This is a genomic window from Achromobacter mucicolens, assembly GCF_029866465.1.
Taxonomy (GTDB): domain Bacteria; phylum Pseudomonadota; class Gammaproteobacteria; order Burkholderiales; family Burkholderiaceae_B; genus Achromobacter; species Achromobacter mucicolens.
This window is the reverse complement of sequence record NZ_CP123364.1, coordinates 5560370-5576152: the sequence shown is the minus strand read 5'-3', so window position 1 is coordinate 5576152 and position 15783 is coordinate 5560370. Positions and strand designations below refer to the sequence as shown.

Sequence of the window (15783 nt, the reverse complement as noted above, 5' to 3'; positions counted from 1 at the left end):
ATGTCCAAGGACGACGTCATTCAGATGCAAGGTGAGGTTCTTGAGAACCTCCCGAACGCGACATTTCGCGTCAAGCTCGAAAACGGCCACGTGGTGTTGGGCCATATTTCCGGCAAGATGCGTATGCATTACATCCGGATCCTGCCGGGTGACAAGGTCACAGTGGAGCTCACGCCCTATGATCTGACGCGAGCCAGGATTGTTTTCCGCTCCAAGTGAGCGAAACCGGATTACGGAAAATTAGGAGTCAACCATGAAAGTAATGGCATCGGTTAAGCGGATCTGCCGCAACTGCAAAGTTATCAAACGTCACGGCGTGGTGCGCGTTATCTGCACCGACCCGCGTCACAAGCAGCGTCAAGGCTAACTCGGGTTAGCGACTACGCAACGGATTTATTCAAGGAACAGTCATGGCCCGTATTGCTGGCATTAACATTCCGCCGCAACAGCACGCCGAGATCGGCCTGACCGCCATTTTTGGCATCGGTCGTACGCGCGCTCGCAAGATTTGCGAAGCGGCAAACGTACCCTTTGACAAAAAGGTCAAGGATCTGAGCGACGCTGAATTGGAACGCGTCCGCGAACATGTTGGTTTGTTCACGGTTGAAGGCGACCTGCGTCGTGAAGTACAGCTCTCGATCAAGCGTTTGATCGACCTGGGAACCTACCGCGGTATGCGTCACAAGCGCGGTTTGCCCGTGCGCGGCCAGCGCACTCGCACCAACGCCCGGACCCGCAAGGGCCCGCGTCGTGCTGCTGCGTCCCTGAAGAAATAATCGAGGAACAGGATTATGGCGAAAGCTTCCACCAGCGGCGCTTCGCGCGTGCGCAAAAAGGTCAAGAAGAACGTCTCGGACGGCATCGCGCACGTTCACGCTTCGTTCAACAACACCATCATCACCATCACCGACCGTCAGGGCAACGCGCTGTCGTGGGCCACGTCGGGCGGTGCTGGCTTCAAGGGTTCGCGTAAGTCGACCCCGTTTGCCGCGCAGGTTGCCGCTGAAACGGCCGGCCGCGTTGCGCTCGAGTACGGCATCAAGACGCTGGAAGTCCGCATCAAGGGCCCCGGTCCTGGCCGCGAGTCGTCGGTTCGCGCACTGAACGCGCTGGGCATCAAGATCTCGTCCATCGCCGACATCACGCCCGTTCCGCACAACGGCTGCCGTCCGCCGAAGCGTCGTCGTATCTAAAGGGAATCCACATGGCACGTTATATTGGACCCAAATGCAAGCTCTCGCGCCGCGAGGGTACTGACCTGTTCCTGAAGAGCGCCCGCCGCTCGCTGGATTCCAAGTGCAAGCTGGATTCCAAGCCTGGCCAACACGGCCGCACTTCGGGTGCCCGCACTTCCGACTACGGCCTGCAGCTGCGCGAAAAGCAAAAGCTCAAGCGCATGTACGGCGTGCTGGAAAAGCAATTCCGCAAGTACTTCGCTGAAGCCGAGCGTCGCCGTGGCAACACCGGCGAAACGCTGATCCAGCTGCTGGAATCGCGCCTGGACAACGTCGTCTACCGCATGGGCTTCGGCTCGACGCGCGCCGAAGCTCGCCAGCTGGTGAGCCACCGCGCCATCGAACTGAACGGCCACACGGCTGACATCGCTTCGATGCTGGTCAAGGCTGGCGACGTCATCTCGGTTCGTGAAAAGGCCAAGAAGCAAGGCCGTATCAAGGAATCGCTCGACCTGGCCACCAGCATCGGCATCCCCCAGTGGGTGGAAGTCGACGCGGCCAAGCTGACCGGCACGTTCAAGTCGGCTCCCGATCGCGCTGACGTCGCTCGCGACATCAACGAATCGATGGTCGTCGAACTGTACTCGCGTTAATCACGCCTGCCGGCACCTCCTTCGCAAGGTGCTGGCAAGCTGGTCCCGCGACCCGGTCGACCCGTTTGCACGTCCCGCAGCAGCCCGCTTTCGCCGTTTTGGTGGAGCGGGCTTTGCGGTAAGTATCGGGCGGCTTTTCGCAGCCCGTGTTTCAAGCTTTACCGTCTCACCCTGTCCATCAGCCTTATCGGTGTAACGAGCCGAGGGTATTGAAAAGGAATTCAGTACATGTCCACTCAAGGTTTCCTGAAGCCGCGCTCCATTGAAGTCGAACCGGTCGGCACGCACCATGCCAAGATCGTGATGGAGCCGTTCGAGCGTGGCTACGGTCACACGCTGGGCAACGCCCTGCGCCGCATCCTGTTGTCTTCGATGACCGGCTACGCGCCGACCGAAGTCCAGATGACCGGTGTGGTGCACGAATACTCGACCATCCCGGGCGTTCGCGAAGATGTCGTCGACATCCTGCTGAACCTGAAGGGCGTGGTCTTCAAGCTGCACAACCGCGACGAAGTGACGCTGGTTCTGCGCAAGTCTGGCGCCGGCACCGTGCTGGCCAGCGACATCGAGCTGCCGCACGACGTCGAGATCATCAACCCCGGCCACGCCATCTGCAACCTGACGGAAGCGGGCAAGCTGGAAATGCAGATCAAGGTCGAGAAGGGCCGCGGCTATGTGCCCGGCAACGTGCGCGCGCTGTCGGAAGACCGCACGCACACCATCGGCCGCATCGTTCTGGACGCCTCGTTCAGCCCGGTTCGCCGCGTGAGCTACGCCGTTGAAAGCGCCCGCGTGGAACAACGCACCGACCTGGACAAGCTGGTTCTGGACATCGAAACCAACGGCGTGATCTCGCCCGAGGAAGCGGTGCGCCAATCGGCCCGCATCCTGATGGACCAGATCTCGGTGTTCGCCGCCCTGGAAGGCGCCGGCGATTCGTACGAAGCCCCGGTCCGCGGCACGCCGCAGATCGATCCGGTGCTGCTGCGCCCGGTCGACGACCTGGAGCTGACGGTGCGTTCGGCCAACTGCCTGAAGGCCGAAAACATCTACTACATCGGCGACCTGATCCAGCGTACCGAAAACGAGCTGCTCAAGACCCCGAACCTGGGTCGCAAGTCGCTCAACGAGATCAAGGAAGTGCTGGCTGCACGTGGCCTGACCCTCGGCATGAAGCTCGAGAACTGGCCGCCCCTGGGCCTGGAGCGTCCCTAAGTCTTGAAAGGGTGCCGCCCCTGCGAAGGGGCGTCTCCCACAGCGCCCGGCCTTCGTTGCCGGGCGATTTGCGAAATCGTCGTAAAATGCCCCGTTTTCTACCGGACCGCAGCCTGATTGCAGGCTGATAGAAGAGCCGGCAACCCGATGGCGGAAACGCCGTCTTTAGATTCAAAGGAAACTTATCATGCGTCACGGTAATGGCTTGCGTAAGCTCAACCGCACCAGCAGTCACCGTCTTGCCATGTTCCGCAACATGGCTGTTTCGCTGATCACTCACGAAGCAATCAAGACCACGCTGCCGAAGGCGAAAGAATTGCGCCGCGTCATCGAACCCCTGATCACGCTGGGCAAGGAGCCCACCCTCGCGAACAAGCGTCTGGCCTTTGCCCGTCTGCGCGATCGCGATGCGGTTGTGAAGCTGTTTGCCGAAATCGGCCCGCGCTACGCGGCCCGTAACGGCGGCTACACCCGCGTGCTGAAGATGGGCTTCCGTCAAGGCGACAACGCTCCCATGGCTTTCATGGAACTGGTTGACCGTCCGGAAGTCGATGAAGCCGCTGAGGACAGCGCCGAGTAATTTCGGCAGCTAGATAAGCGACAAGGGCGGGTCTTCGGACCCGCCCTTGTTTTTTTCGCCTTCCTTCGCTTACTGCGCGCATTCGCCGCGTTCATTTTCCACGTTCGGGGCCGCCGCGCAGTTGCCCGCGCAATTGCGCGGCCGTGGCCGCCAGCGCTTCCGGCGGCGACTGAGGCGGCATCTTGAAAGTCAGATCCTGCTGCTCGATGTACTGCGTCGATGTCACGTCCTGCGGGTGGTGCATCGGGATGACGTGCGCATGCGCGTGCGCAACGTGGATCCCCGTGAAGGCAAAACCCACGCGCTCAACGCCGTACAGGCGCTTCATCTGGCGCCCCAGCCGCTGACCCAGGTTAACGATGCTGGCCGCCAGGTCGGCCGGCATGTCCTCGTAGTAGGGATAGTGCTGCTTGGGGATGATGAGCGTGTGGCCGGCGCGCACGGGGTGGATATCCAGGAAGGCCAGGAGGCGGTCGTCCTCTTGGACGACGTGCGCGGGGATCTCGTGACGGGCGATGCGGCAGAACAGGCAGTTGTCGGACATGCTTGCCTCGGCGTGAAAAGGGATGGCGCGGCGGCCGCGCGACCGGCAGCGCCGGGGAGTTGGCCGCAATATCGATAAAATACCTCGAGTTACATCCCACGCGGGTATCCCAAGGAGGTTCCATGTTGCGCGATGACGACGTCGTGCTGGTCATCAGCAATGCGCCGGATCTGCTTCTGGCCAAGCGTATCGCGCACGTGCTCGTCGAGGACGGGCTGGCAGCCTGCGTGAACCTTGGCGCGCCGGGGTTGTCCATCTACCTGTGGAACGGAGAGGTCGAAGGGACGGAGGAAATTCCCATTCACATCAAGACGACCTACGCGCGGCATGCGGCCGTCGTGCAGGCCCTGTCGCAGATGCACCCCTACGACGTTCCCGAGATCATCGTGCTGCCAGTCATCGGCGGCGCGGCGCCATACCTGGACTGGGTGCGCGAGCAGACGGCCATTACGCAGAACAAGAGAAACTGATGTTGCAACTTGCCGGTACGGTTGGCGCGCGCGGGCGCGCCGGCAGCGTGACCCCTTCGATCCTGAGGCACTGCCTGGCATTGCTGGCAGTGATGCTTCTGCTGCTGGGATGGCAGACCGTCGCGCGTGCGCAAGCCGAATTCCTCGAACCGGAAAGAGCCTTTGTGTTCAGCGCGCAGATGGCGTCGCCGGATACGCTCGAATTGCACTATCGCGTGGCGCCCGGCTATTACATGTACCGCGAGCGCTTCGGGATTGCGATCACCCCGGCCGACGCCACCACGCTCGGGCAAGCCGTTTATCCCAAGGGTGAAGTCAAATACGACCCGACCTTCGAAAAAGACATGGAGGTCTTTCACAAGGACGTGACGATCCGCGTCCCCGTTGGCGCGGGAGGACAGCCCTTCACGCTGACGTTGACGGGCCAAGGCTGCGCGGATGCCGGGCTGTGCTATCCGCCAATGGACAGCACCGTCAAACTCACGCCCGTGGCCGGCGGTTATGCGGTGGCGGGCACGGGAATTGGCGGGGCCGCGTCTGCGGCGCCGGCAACTTCCGGCGGATTGTCCGCGTTGGTGAACGCGGGCGACACGGGCCTGGCCGATGCCTTGGGCGGTCTGGGTTGGATCAAGACAGCGGGCGTCTTTTTGGTGCTGGGCCTGCTGCTGGCTTTCACGCCATGTGTGCTGCCCATGATTCCCATCCTGTCGTCGATCGTGCTGGGCGGGGCGCAGCACCACCGGCCGAGCCGCAGTCGCGGTCTGGCGCTGGCCGCGACGTACGTGCTGGGCATGTCGGTCGTGTACACCGCGCTGGGCGTGGCGGCCGGGCTGAGCGGCGCGGGGCTTGCCGCCTGGCTGCAGACGCCGTGGATCCTGTCGCTTTTCGCCATCCTGCTGGCCGTGCTGGCGCTGGCCATGTTCGACGTGTTCACCTTCCAGATGCCTTCCGGCATCCAGGCCATGCTGTCGGACCGGTCCTCGCGCATGCCGGGCGGGCGATATACCGGGGCGCTGGTGATGGGCGCGCTGTCGGCCCTGATCGTCGGGCCCTGCGTGGCAGCTCCGCTTGCTGGCGCCTTGCTGTACATCTCGCAGACAGGCGACGTGGTCTTGGGCGGATCGGCGCTCTTTGCAATGGCGTGGGGCATGGGCGTGCCGCTGCTGATCGTCGGCGCGTCGTCTTCGGCATTGCTGCCCAAGGCCGGTCCCTGGATGGACGGCGTCAAGCGGCTGTTCGGCATGCTGTTGCTGGCGACGGCGTGGTGGATGCTCATCCCCGTCGTGCCGACGTGGGTGCAGATGACGGGCTGGGCATTCCTGGCCGTCGTGTCGGCCGTGATGCTGCGCGCCTTTGATGCCCTGCCGCCGGGCGCAGGCGCCGGTCGCATGTTTGGCAAGGGACTGGGCCTGCTGCTCGCCCTGGCGGCCGCGGCGTGGCTGTTGGGGGCCGCCAGCGGGGGCCGCGATGTCCTGCAGCCGCTCTCGCACCTGGCCGCGCGCGGTGAAGCGCCGGCAGCTGGCGAGGCCGCGGCGGGCGAGGTCCAGTTCACCCGGGTTCGCAGCAACGCCGAACTGGACGCGGTGCTGGCGCAGAGCACCCGGCCGGTGATGCTGGACTTCTATGCGGACTGGTGCGTGTCGTGCCGCGAGATGGAGCGATTCACCTTTACCGATGCGGGGGTCGCGCAGCGCATGGCTGGAATGGTGCTGGTGCAGGCCGACGTGACGGCGAACAATGCCGACGACCGCGCGCTGCTCAAGCGATTCCGTCTGTTCGGCCCGCCGGGCATCATGTTCTTCGAGCCCGGCGGCAAGGAGATCGCGGAAGCTCGCGTCGTGGGATTCCAGGACGCCAAGCGCTTTACCGAGTCGCTGGACCGCGTCCTGGTCCGCTGAGGGCGCGGCGGACAAGCAGGCGGTGCGCCATCGTCTGATGCGCGCAACGCGGACCGCCGCGCATTGAATCAAGGGAAGGGGCGATATACCATGATCGCTTCGCTGCCCGCGCGGCGCATCCATCTCCCTCCAGGCTGACGCCGTGACGTCCCCCACCGTTGATGCAAGTCAGGACCGGCATGGTCTGATCTATCTTCAATTGATGTTCGTCATGGCCACCTGGGGCCTGAACATCGTCTCCATCAAATATCTGACGCAGCACATGGACATCCAGGCGCTGGCCGCCGTTCGGATCGTCATTGCGTTTGTCACCGTCACACTCATCATCAAGGCGCGCCGCGGCCGCATCCCGAAGCTGGGTGGCGCGCAGTTGGGCTGGGTGGCGCTGGCCGGGTTCCTGGTGGTGTACGCGCACCAGGTGGCACTGGTGTCGGGACTGCGCTTTTCATCGGCGGCCAACGGCACGCTCATCATGGCCACCAGCCCGTTGCTGTCCGCCTTTCTGGCCGCCATCTTCTACCGCGAAAAGCTCACGACCACCCGCATCGCCGGCGCGCTGCTGGGCCTGTTGGGTGTGGGCATGGTGGTGGTGGGCGGCGGCGCGCAACTCGGACTGACGGGCTGGGGCGACGCGGTGGTGTTCGTGGCCGTGCTCGTCTTTGTGTTTGGCGGCCTGGTGATTCAGCGGATGTCGCGGATGATGGATCCGCTGGGCATGCTTTGGTACATGTATCTGGCCGGCGGATTGATGCTGGTCGGGCATGCCGCGCTGACGCCGTCTTCGTACCAGGCGGGCACGTGGCAGATGGCATGGTGGCCCTGGGCCGTGCTGATGTTTTCGGCGGTGATCGCCTCGGGTGTCAGCAACATCGTCTGGAACGCGGGCATCGCGCGGCTGGGGATCAGCCGCGCCGCGCTGTTCGTGAATTGGTTGCCGATTTTCGGGCTGCTGTTCGCGGCCCTGTTCCTTGACGAGCACGTCACCCTGACCCATGTCGTCGGACTGGGGTGTGTGCTGGGCGGAACGTGGCTGGGCCTGCGCCGCGGCGCACAACCGGCACGCGCTGCCGCTGCAAAGGCCTGATTCGATGGGGGTTGCCGGCGCGCAGGCCGCCAAAGCGGGGAAAGGGCGCAGACGGCAGTCCGCCGCGCCCGCCGGCTTTAGCGCTGGCTTTTCAGCAGCTTGGCCGCTTCGATGGCGAAGTACGTCAGGATGCCGTCGGCGCCGGCGCGCTTGAAGGCGAGCAGCGCCTCCATCATGACCTTGTCGTGGTCGAGCCAGCCATTGGCGGCGGCGGCCTTGATCATGGCGTATTCGCCGCTCACCTGATAGGCGAAGGTCGGTACGCGGAACGTATCCTTGACCCGGCGCAGCACGTCCAGGTACGGCATGCCCGGCTTGACCATGACCATGTCGGCGCCTTCCTGCAGATCGCCGGCCACTTCGCGCAGCGCCTCGTCGAGGTTGCCCGGATCCATCTGGTACGCCATCTTGTTGGACTTGCCCAGGTTGGTGGCCGAGCCCACGGCGTCGCGGAACGGACCGTAGAACGCGCTGGCGTACTTGGCCGAATAGGCCATGATGCGCGTGTGGATGTGACCGTTGGCTTCGAGCGCGCGGCGCACCGCGCCGATGCGGCCGTCCATCATGTCGCTGGGGGCGACCATGTCCACGCCGGCTTCGGCCTGCGTGAGCGCCTGCTTCACCAGGATTTCGACGGTGGGCTCGTTGACCACGTAGCCGTCCGCGTCGATGACGCCGTCCTGGCCGTGGCTGGTGTACGGGTCCAGCGCCACATCGCACAGCACGCCCAGTTCCGGGAAACGCGACTTCAGTTCGCGGACCACGCGCGGGATGAGGCCGTCGGGATTGGTGGCTTCGATGCCGTCCGGGGTCTTGAGCGCCGGGTCGATGGCGGGAAACAGCGACAGCACCGGAATGCCCAGCGCCACGCATTCCTCGGCCACGGGCAGCAGGGTGTCCAGCGAATAGCGGACCACGCCGGGCAGGGACGCCACCGGCTGGCGCAGGCCGGAGCCTTCGGCCACGAATACCGGGTAGATCAGGTCATTGACCGTCAGGGCGTTCTCGCGCACCAGACGGCGGGTGAAGTCGTCGCGACGCAGGCGGCGGGGGCGGGAAACCGGAAACTCAGGGGTGATGATCTGCGGGTTCATGGTACGACCTTCGGGGAAATCCAATTTTCGATGTGAGCGCCGGCCTCTTCGAGCCCGATGCGCTCGGGCGCCGAGAAGGGGACCGTATGCAGCGCGCCGATGTCGGCGAGGTCCTTGCGGACCGAGAAGACGGTGCGCATGCGCTGGCCGTACGGCAGCTTGTCGGCCTTGGTCAGCAGGGCCAGCACCGGGCGGCCGGTGGGCGCGATGAAGTTGGCCAGGCGCCGGTCCAGTTCGGTCACGCCGCGGCGGATGTCGATGAGCAGGACGATGCCGACCAGCGATTCACGGTCGCGCAGATAGCCGCCCAGGATGTCTGCCCACTTTTCCTTTTCGTTGCGGGCCACGGACGCATAGCCGTAGCCGGGCAGGTCGACCAGATAGCCGATGTGGGCTTCCGGGTCCAGCGGGTCGGGCAGGCTGAACATGTTGATCAGGCGCGTGCGGCCCGGCGTCTTGCTGGAGAACGCAAGACGGCGCTGGTTGCACAGCACGTTGATGGCCGTGGATTTGCCGGCGTTGGAGCGGCCAACGAAGCAGACCTCGGGAGCGCCGGCGGGCGGCAACTGGTCGAGGCGAGCCGCGGAGGTGAGGAAGGAGGCGCGATGTAGGAGGGACACGGATGGCTTTCGATACGGTTGGTTTCGAGCCCTATTGTATAATCCGGCGTTTGCTACAGTGGTCCGCGTGTGCGGAGCCGTCTTTTTTGCTTACTGTTTAGCTGCCATCCAGACGTTTTGTAGCCCTTCTTGGGCCGATGGATGCAGCACCGCAGCAAGATCGCAAAGCAGGACAAGCAAAACAGGTTCGATACGGTTTACTGCAAGTGCGGGCAGGCGTGGGCGCCTTTTTGCGCCTTGATCGATGTGATCGTCGAGGTCTTCATGAAGCGTGTGCTGTCCCGGATGTTGGTTGCGAGCGGGCTGTTGCTCGGCGCCTCCGCCTTCTCTGCTACGAGTTTCGCCGCCAATGGCGCTGCGGGCCCGGCCAAACCAGACGCCGCCAAGGGCGGTCAGCTGTTTGACCAGGGCGACGCGTCCCGCGGCATCATTGCCTGTGCTTCCTGTCACGGCGCGGCGGGTAACAGCACCATTCCGGTGAACCCGAACCTTGCCGCGCAGCCGCACGAGTACTTGGCCAAGCAGCTTGCCGACTTCAAGGTGAAGGAAGGCGCCAAGACCCCCGTGCGCAATGGCCCCGACGGCAATCCCAGCCCCATGACCGCCATGGTGCAGAACCTGACGCCGGCAGACATGCAGAACATTGCTCTGTATCTGGCCCAGCAGCCCCTGAAGGAACCCGCTACCGCCGGCCATGAGAACTTGGTTGAGCTAGGTCAAAAGATCTGGCGTGGCGGTTTGCCTGACCGCAACGTCCCGGCTTGCGCGGCGTGCCATTCTGCCAATGGCGCGGGCATCCCTGGCCAGTACCCCCGTTTGTCGGGGCAGTTCCCCGTGTATATCGAAGAGCAGCTGAAGCTTTTCCGCAGCGGCGACCGCAAGAACGACGTCATGCACGCCATCGCGGACCGCATGTCGGATGCCGACATCAAGGCGGTGTCGGACTACGCGGCTGGCCTTCGGTAAGCAATTGGCCGCAACGTGCGCGGCCGGTCCGCGTTGATGCAACTTGCGCGCGCCGGAACCTCGTTCCGACTCGCACTGTCTATGAGGGGGGTAGCCGATAGCGCGGCCCCCCTTTTTTCATGAATTCGACCCGAACCCACTCCCGCCCCTCTCTGCGCAGCCTGCCAGGCGATCTCTTTGAACTTCTGGGTTCGATGCGTTTTGCCGTCAGCCTGCTGATGTTCATCTGCGTGGCCAGCCTGGTGGGTACGGTGCTGCAGCAGAACCGATCGTCCAACAATTACATCGACCAGTTCGGGCCGTTCTGGTTCGAGGTCTTTGACAAGTTCTCCATCTGGCACGTCTACAACAGCTGGTGGTTCCTGCTGATCATGGGCTTTCTGGTCGTATCGACCTCGGTGTGTCTGATCCGAAATGCCCCCAAGATGCTTCGCGACGCGCGTTCGTTTCGCGAGCACGTGCGCGAAGGCAGCCTGCGCGCCTTTCCGCATCGCGTAGAGACCACCGAGCCCACCGGCGTGCCGCAGACGGTGACCGGCCTGAAGGCGCTGCTGGGCCGCATGGGTTACGCGGTGCGCGTGCGCGAGGCCCAGGATGGCGTTCTGCTGGCCGCCAAGAAGGGCAGCGCCAACCGGCTGGGCTATGTGTTCGCCCACGCCGCCATGGTCATCATCTGTATCGGCGGCCTGCTCGACAGCGAACTGCCGGTGCGCCTGCAGGTCATGTTCGGCGGCAAGCAACCCATCGTCGAAAACATGCTGATTTCCGAGGTGCCTGAAAGCGGGCGCCTGTCGGTCAACAACCCGAGCTTTCGCGCAAGCGTCCTGGTGCCCGAGGGCGGGCAGGCCAGCACGGCGGTCGTGATGGTGGGCGATGGCGCGCTGGTGCAGCCCATGCCTTTCACGCTCAAGCTCAAGAAGTTCATCGTCGACTACTACTCCACCGGCATGCCCAGCCGCTTTGCCAGCGAAGTCGAGGTCACGGATCCGGACACGGGCAAGACCTTCGACTCGACCATCGAAGTGAACGAGCCGCTGCGCTTCAAGGGCATGACGGTGTATCAGTCGAGCTTTGACGACGGCGGCAGTACAGTCGTGCTCAAGGGGTACCCGCTGGTGGGCGTCAACGACGCGACCTTCTCGGTCGACGGTACGGTGGGCAAGACCAGCGAGCTGACCGCACAAACGGCCAAGGGCCCGCGCAGCATGGGCATCGAGGTCACGGCCCTGCGTCCGATCAACGTCGAAGACCTGACCCGCGGCGACCCCAAGGGCGCCGACCAGAGCTTTGCCGAACACGTGGCCTCGGTCGCGGGCAGCGCGGCCGGCAAGAAGAACGAAAATCTGCGCAACGTGGGGCCCAGCGTCGAATACAAGCTGATCGACGATGCGGGTCAGGCGCATGAGTTCCAGAACTACATGCTGCCCGTCGAACTGGACGGCGCGGCCGTGTTCCTGGCCGGCGTGCGCAACAACGCCGGCGAGCCCTTCCGCTATCTGCGCATCCCGGCCGACGACGACAGCTCCATCGCCGAATTCATGCGTCTGCGCGCCACGCTGGCCGATCCGGCCGCGCGCAAGGAAGCCGCCCGCCGGTTCGCCGAGCGCAACAGCCCATCGGGCGCCGATCGCCAGCCGCTGGAAACCGCGGCCGAACGTGCGCTGGACACCTTTGCCGCCGGCGGCCTGCAGGCCGTCGCGGCGTTCCTGCAAGCCAATACCCCCGCCGCCGATCTGGAGCGCGCCGCCGATGTCGTGATTCGCCTGATCGGCGCCAGCATGAACGAATTGCGCGCCATCGCGCGCGAACGCGCCGGTCAGCAGCCGGTGGCCGTCGATGGTCCGGAAGGCGAGCGCGCGGCAGTATGGTCGCGCCTGGCCGTGGCCGCGTTGTCCGACCTGACCGTCTATCCCGCACCCGTGTTCCTGTCGCTGGCCGACTTCAATCACGTGCAGGCCAGCGTCTTCCAGGTCAGCCGCACGCCGGGCAAGAACACCGTCTATCTGGGCAGCCTGTTGCTGGTCCTGGGCGTGTTTTCGATGTTCTATATCCGCGACCGCCGCGTCTGGATCTGGGTCAAACCGCAAGACGGCGGCAGCAGCGTCCTGGCGGCCATGACGTCACAGAAGCGTACACTTGACTTCAATCAAGAGTTCGAACGCTTCAAGCAGGCGCTGCTGCGCCAGAAAAAAGGGTCTTAAGGTTATTTATGTCCACCACGACCACCACGCCACCCCCGTCGCCTGAATCGCTTTGGCAGGACGCCTTGTCCGAAACCGGCGACAGCCGCGCGCAACGCGGAAAGCCCGACTGGACTGACATCGTCTTCTTTCTGCTGCTGGCGGTGGGGGCAGGTTTCGCGCTGACCCGCTACGGGCACGCGATGGACTATTACGAGAAGATCATCCTGTGCGGCACGGTGCCGGCGGTGGCCTGGCTGGGCTGGTTGTGGCGTCCACTGCGCCGTTTGATGATCGCCTGTGCGATCTCCGCGGGCTTCGCGCTGATGCTGTACGGCAACGATCTGGCTCGCGCCGAGCAGGTGTTCTTCCTGAAGTACCTGTTTTCCTCGCAGTCCGCGATCCTGTGGATGAGCGCGCTGTTTGCGCTGTCGATGGTGTGCTACTGGATCGGCCTGTTCAGCCCGACCGCCGCCTGGCTGGGCACGGCGCTGAGCTGGGGCGCGGTGTTCGCGGGTGTCACGGGCTTGCTCGTGCGCTGGCGCGAGGGCCATCTGATGGGTCCGGACCTGGGGCATATCCCGGTCAGCAACCTGTACGAAGTCTTCGTCCTGTTTTCGCTCATCACCGCGCTCTTCTACCTGTACTACGAACGTAAGTACGCCACGCGCGCGCTCGGCGGCTTCGTGATGCTGGTGGTGACCTCGGCCGTCGTGTTCCTGCTCTGGTATTCGTTCACGCGCGACGCGGGACAGATCCAGCCGCTGGTGCCTGCGCTCAAGAGCTGGTGGATGAAACTGCACGTGCCGGCCAACTTCATCGGCTACGGCACGTTCTCGCTGGCGGCGATGGTGGGCTTCGCATACCTGGTCAAGCAGCATGGCCACACGACCTCGTGGGCCAAGCTTGCGCCGCTGTTCATCCTGGGCGTGTTGCTGTGCGCCGAGCCCATGGTGTTTCGCACCGATGGGCTTTCCGCGACCTGGATGTTGTACTTCGGCGTGGGCGCCGTGATCGTGGGCGCCATCCTGCTGGGCCGCCGCCGTATTGCGGACGCGCTGCCGTCGCTGGAAGTGCTGGACGACATCATGTATCGCGCCATCGCGATCGGGTTTGCCTTCTTTACCGTCGCCACCATCCTGGGTGCGCTGTGGGCGGCCGATGCGTGGGGCGCGTATTGGCAGTGGGACCCCAAGGAAACCTGGGCGCTGATCGTCTGGCTGAACTACGCGGCATGGCTGCACATGCGCCTCATCAAGGGCCTGCGTGGCGCCATGGCGGCCTACTGGGCGCTGTTGGGCCTGCTGATCACGGGCTTTGCCTTCCTGGGCGTGAACATGTTCCTGTCGGGCCTGCACTCGTACGGCCAGCTCTAGGCCCGCGCCCACGCGGTGTACAAAAAAGGCCCCTGCATGCAGGGGCCTTCGTGTTTTACGGCGCGCTGATTCAGGGAAGCAGCGATTCGCCGCGGAGCTGATCGGCCAGCGTTTCGCGCTGGCGCACGACATAGTATTTGTCACCGTCGACCATGACCTCGGCCGGGCGGCCGCGCGAGTTGTAGTTGCTGGCCATGGTCATGCCGTAGGCGCCGGCCGATTCCACCGCCAGCACGTCGCCTTGGCGGATGGCCAGCAGGCGCTGCTTTGCCAGCCAGTCGGCGCTTTCGCAGACGGGGCCGACGATGTCGTACTCGGCGGTGTCGCCGGCGCGCGGGTGCAGGGGCTGCACGCCGTGAAAGGCCTCGTAGAGCGCCGGGCGCAGCAGGTCGTTCATGGCCGCGTCGACGATGGCGAAATTGCGGGCTTCGGCGTGCTTGATGTATTGGACGGTGGTGAGCAGCATGCCGGCATTGCCGACGAGCGAGCGTCCCGGTTCCAGGACCAGATGCAGATGCCCCTGGCCGCGCGCGTTCAGCCGCTCGAAGACGCGGTCCAGCAGGGCGCGTGGCGATGGGGGCGTTTCGTCCTGGTAGCGGATGCCCAGTCCGCCGCCCAAGTCCAGGTGTTCGATGCGGATGCCCGCCTGTTCCAGGCTTTCGATCAGGTCCAGCAGCTTTTCCAGCGCGTCGAAGTAGGGACTGATATCGGTCAGCTGCGAGCCGATATGGCAGTCCACGCCGACGATACGTAGGCCGGGCAGCGACTGCGCGGTGCGGTAGGCAGCCAGCGCCTGCCCGATGGCGATGCCGAACTTGTTTTCTTTCAGGCCGGTCGAGATATAAGGGTGTGTGCGGGCGTCCACGTCCGGATTCACGCGCAGCGATACCGGGGCGCGCACGCCCATGTTTGCCGCGACGTCCGACAGGCGATGCAGTTCGTCCACCGATTCAACGTTGAAGCACTTCACGCCGGCGAGGAGGGCGTCGCGCATTTCCCAGGCCTGCTTGCCGACGCCCGAGAACACGATTCGCGATGCGTCCGCGCCCGCGGCGAGCGCGCGATGCAGCTCACCGCCCGACACGATGTCAAAGCCGGCGCCCAACCGGGCGAATTCGCCCAGCACCGCCAGGTTGGAATTGGCCTTCATCCCGTAGCAGACTAATACCGCACGCTGGCCGATGGCGCTGCAATAGGATTGCCACGCGGCTTTCAGCGCCGCGCGGGAGTAGACGTAAAGGGGCGTTCCCAACCGTTCGGCCAGATGGTCAAGCGGCACATCCTCGGCGTACAACACATTATTGCGGTACTGGAAGTAAGGATGGCCGGCCAATTCTGGCGGGGTGGGGAACGGGGGCGTCATGGGAGGGACGGGGCCGGAGGGATTTGCGCAGGCGGCGGTGTTTGCTGCGTGCGGGCCGGCGCCTTGCCTTCAGGGGGCGGGGGCATGAAGAGCGGCCCCTTGTACCCGCAGGCCGCCACGATGCCGGTCGCCAGGAGCGTGGCTACAATGCGAAGAGCCATGCGGCTGTATGCCAATTGGAACACTGGGAACTCCGTAATTCTTGCAGGCTCGATTATGACCGAAACCGAATTTCTTGCGTTGATCGACCAGGTGCTGGACAGCATCGAAAGCCAGGCCGATGACTGGGCGGCTTCGCTCGACGTCGATGTGGAAACCAGCCGCAGCGGCAATGTGCTGACCATGGTTTTCGAGGACAACACCCACGTCGTGGTGAACAGCCAGGCTGCCATGCAGGAGCTGTGGGTCGCCGCGCGCAGCGGCGGCTTTCACTACCGCTACGATGGCCAGCACTGGAACGATACTCGGGGCGGGCCGCAGTTGCCGGACGCCCTGTCCCAGATCTGCTCGGCTGCCGCCGGCGTCCCCGTGACGATCCGGCTGTAAAAAAAGGCCGGCCCGATGG

At 64.3% G+C, this 15783-nt stretch carries 19 protein-coding genes; 14 read left to right on the top strand and 5 right to left on the bottom strand.

The features are described from left to right. From infA to rplQ, 7 genes are all read left to right on the top strand, one after another. Positions 1 to 219 (top strand): translation initiation factor IF-1, encoded by a 219-nt coding sequence (infA, locus tag QEP15_RS25435; RefSeq protein ID WP_003806927.1) that lies wholly within the window; start codon positions 1 to 3, stop codon positions 217 to 219. 34 nt (positions 220 to 253) lie between these two features. Next, entirely contained in the window at positions 254 to 367 is a 114-nt protein-coding gene (rpmJ, locus tag QEP15_RS25430) for a 50S ribosomal protein L36 (protein WP_003806928.1), read from the top strand. 43 nt (positions 368 to 410) lie between these two features. Next, a complete protein-coding gene (rpsM, locus tag QEP15_RS25425) occupies positions 411 to 776 on the top strand; it encodes a 30S ribosomal protein S13 (RefSeq protein WP_008168996.1) in 366 nt (121 codons plus the stop codon). A 15-nt stretch (positions 777 to 791) separates the two neighbouring features. Further along, positions 792 to 1193 (top strand): 30S ribosomal protein S11, encoded by a 402-nt coding sequence (rpsK, locus tag QEP15_RS25420; RefSeq protein WP_006216516.1) that lies wholly within the window; start codon positions 792 to 794, stop codon positions 1191 to 1193. A gap of 11 nt (positions 1194 to 1204) precedes the next feature. Then, entirely contained in the window at positions 1205 to 1828 is a 624-nt protein-coding gene (gene rpsD, locus QEP15_RS25415; RefSeq protein ID WP_056327065.1) for a 30S ribosomal protein S4, read from the top strand. A gap of 228 nt (positions 1829 to 2056) precedes the next feature. Then, positions 2057 to 3043 (top strand): DNA-directed RNA polymerase subunit alpha, encoded by a 987-nt coding sequence (locus QEP15_RS25410; RefSeq protein WP_008169002.1) that lies wholly within the window; start codon positions 2057 to 2059, stop codon positions 3041 to 3043. Between the two features lie 187 nt (positions 3044 to 3230). Further along, complete coding sequence (gene rplQ, locus QEP15_RS25405) at positions 3231 to 3623, top strand: 50S ribosomal protein L17 (protein WP_006389635.1); 393 nt, start codon at positions 3231 to 3233, stop codon at positions 3621 to 3623. Positions 3624 to 3714: 91 nt separating this feature from the next. On the opposite strand, the gene QEP15_RS25400 is transcribed toward rplQ, so the two are convergent. Beyond that, positions 3715 to 4167, bottom strand: a complete 453-nt coding sequence (locus QEP15_RS25400) for an HIT family protein (RefSeq protein WP_280148235.1) — start codon at positions 4165 to 4167, stop codon at positions 3715 to 3717. 122 nt (positions 4168 to 4289) lie between these two features. Here QEP15_RS25400 and cutA point away from each other — a divergent pair, with 122 nt between their 5' ends. The 3 genes from cutA to QEP15_RS25385 all read left to right on the top strand — a co-directional run bounded on the left by cutA (position 4290) and on the right by QEP15_RS25385 (position 7619). Beyond that, positions 4290 to 4637: a divalent-cation tolerance protein CutA gene (gene cutA, locus QEP15_RS25395; protein ID WP_056327070.1), complete on the top strand. Its 348-nt coding sequence runs from the start codon at positions 4290 to 4292 to the stop codon at positions 4635 to 4637. Between the two features lie 92 nt (positions 4638 to 4729). Continuing rightward, entirely contained in the window at positions 4730 to 6535 is a 1806-nt protein-coding gene (dsbD, locus tag QEP15_RS25390) for a protein-disulfide reductase DsbD (protein ID WP_280148953.1), read from the top strand. 202 nt (positions 6536 to 6737) lie between these two features. After that, on the top strand, positions 6738 to 7619 hold the full coding sequence (locus QEP15_RS25385; protein ID WP_280148952.1) for a DMT family transporter: 882 nt from the start codon (positions 6738 to 6740) through the stop codon (positions 7617 to 7619). A gap of 77 nt (positions 7620 to 7696) precedes the next feature. Here the strand turns inward: QEP15_RS25385 and hemB are convergent, their stop codons facing one another. Next, positions 7697 to 8713: a porphobilinogen synthase gene (gene hemB / locus QEP15_RS25380; RefSeq protein ID WP_056327072.1), complete on the bottom strand. Its 1017-nt coding sequence runs from the start codon at positions 8711 to 8713 to the stop codon at positions 7697 to 7699. Then, positions 8710 to 9333: a ribosome biogenesis GTP-binding protein YihA/YsxC gene (yihA, locus tag QEP15_RS25375; RefSeq protein WP_056327074.1), complete on the bottom strand. Its 624-nt coding sequence runs from the start codon at positions 9331 to 9333 to the stop codon at positions 8710 to 8712. The genes hemB and yihA overlap by 4 nt, the downstream gene beginning before the upstream one ends. Before the next feature lie 264 nt (positions 9334 to 9597). Between yihA and QEP15_RS25370 the strand changes: the two genes are divergently transcribed. From QEP15_RS25370 to ccsB, 3 genes are all read left to right on the top strand, one after another. Continuing rightward, a complete protein-coding gene (locus tag QEP15_RS25370) occupies positions 9598 to 10299 on the top strand; it encodes a c-type cytochrome (RefSeq protein ID WP_108006863.1) in 702 nt (233 codons plus the stop codon). 119 nt (positions 10300 to 10418) lie between these two features. Then, positions 10419 to 12500, top strand: coding sequence for a cytochrome c biogenesis protein ResB (locus QEP15_RS25365; protein WP_280148234.1), 2082 nt, complete (start codon positions 10419 to 10421; stop codon positions 12498 to 12500). Positions 12501 to 12508: 8 nt separating this feature from the next. Continuing rightward, on the top strand, positions 12509 to 13855 hold the full coding sequence (gene ccsB / locus QEP15_RS25360) for a c-type cytochrome biogenesis protein CcsB (protein WP_056327078.1): 1347 nt from the start codon (positions 12509 to 12511) through the stop codon (positions 13853 to 13855). 70 nt (positions 13856 to 13925) lie between these two features. Here ccsB and lysA read toward each other — a convergent pair whose 3' ends face one another. Then, the gene (gene lysA / locus QEP15_RS25355; RefSeq protein WP_152382999.1) at positions 13926 to 15218 is read right to left on the bottom strand and encodes a diaminopimelate decarboxylase; all 1293 of its coding nucleotides are present in this window, start codon (positions 15216 to 15218) and stop codon (positions 13926 to 13928) included. Beyond that, complete coding sequence (gene lptM, locus QEP15_RS25350) at positions 15215 to 15379, bottom strand: LPS translocon maturation chaperone LptM (RefSeq protein WP_227741322.1); 165 nt, start codon at positions 15377 to 15379, stop codon at positions 15215 to 15217. Before lptM ends, lysA begins: the two co-directional genes overlap by 4 nt. Positions 15380 to 15434: 55 nt before the next feature. On the opposite strand from lptM, the gene cyaY reads away from it, so the two are divergent. After that, positions 15435 to 15764, top strand: a complete 330-nt coding sequence (gene cyaY, locus QEP15_RS25345) for an iron donor protein CyaY (protein WP_056327082.1) — start codon at positions 15435 to 15437, stop codon at positions 15762 to 15764. Positions 15765 to 15783 lie beyond the last annotated feature (19 nt).

What these genes read in the sequence shown, in the direction of transcription:
- infA (WP_003806927.1), top strand. Translation starts at nt 1, where the DNA reads ATGTCCAAGGACGACGTCATTCAGATGCAAGGTGAGGTTCTTGAGAAC.
- rpmJ (WP_003806928.1), top strand. Translation starts at nt 254, where the DNA reads ATGAAAGTAATGGCATCGGTTAAGCGGATCTGCCGCAACTGCAAAGTT.
- rpsM (WP_008168996.1), top strand. Translation starts at nt 411, where the DNA reads ATGGCCCGTATTGCTGGCATTAACATTCCGCCGCAACAGCACGCCGAG.
- rpsK (WP_006216516.1), top strand. Translation starts at nt 792, where the DNA reads ATGGCGAAAGCTTCCACCAGCGGCGCTTCGCGCGTGCGCAAAAAGGTC.
- rpsD (WP_056327065.1), top strand. Translation starts at nt 1,205, where the DNA reads ATGGCACGTTATATTGGACCCAAATGCAAGCTCTCGCGCCGCGAGGGT.
- QEP15_RS25410 (WP_008169002.1), top strand. Translation starts at nt 2,057, where the DNA reads ATGTCCACTCAAGGTTTCCTGAAGCCGCGCTCCATTGAAGTCGAACCG.
- rplQ (WP_006389635.1), top strand. Translation starts at nt 3,231, where the DNA reads ATGCGTCACGGTAATGGCTTGCGTAAGCTCAACCGCACCAGCAGTCAC.
- QEP15_RS25400 (WP_280148235.1), bottom strand. Translation starts at nt 4,167, where the DNA reads ATGTCCGACAACTGCCTGTTCTGCCGCATCGCCCGTCACGAGATCCCC.
- cutA (WP_056327070.1), top strand. Translation starts at nt 4,290, where the DNA reads ATGTTGCGCGATGACGACGTCGTGCTGGTCATCAGCAATGCGCCGGAT.
- dsbD (WP_280148953.1), top strand. Translation starts at nt 4,730, where the DNA reads ATGCTTCTGCTGCTGGGATGGCAGACCGTCGCGCGTGCGCAAGCCGAA.
- QEP15_RS25385 (WP_280148952.1), top strand. Translation starts at nt 6,738, where the DNA reads ATGTTCGTCATGGCCACCTGGGGCCTGAACATCGTCTCCATCAAATAT.
- hemB (WP_056327072.1), bottom strand. Translation starts at nt 8,713, where the DNA reads ATGAACCCGCAGATCATCACCCCTGAGTTTCCGGTTTCCCGCCCCCGC.
- QEP15_RS25370 (WP_108006863.1), top strand. Translation starts at nt 9,598, where the DNA reads ATGAAGCGTGTGCTGTCCCGGATGTTGGTTGCGAGCGGGCTGTTGCTC.
- QEP15_RS25365 (WP_280148234.1), top strand. Translation starts at nt 10,419, where the DNA reads ATGAATTCGACCCGAACCCACTCCCGCCCCTCTCTGCGCAGCCTGCCA.
- ccsB (WP_056327078.1), top strand. Translation starts at nt 12,509, where the DNA reads ATGTCCACCACGACCACCACGCCACCCCCGTCGCCTGAATCGCTTTGG.
- lysA (WP_152382999.1), bottom strand. Translation starts at nt 15,218, where the DNA reads ATGACGCCCCCGTTCCCCACCCCGCCAGAATTGGCCGGCCATCCTTAC.
- lptM (WP_227741322.1), bottom strand. Translation starts at nt 15,379, where the DNA reads ATGGCTCTTCGCATTGTAGCCACGCTCCTGGCGACCGGCATCGTGGCG.
- cyaY (WP_056327082.1), top strand. Translation starts at nt 15,435, where the DNA reads ATGACCGAAACCGAATTTCTTGCGTTGATCGACCAGGTGCTGGACAGC.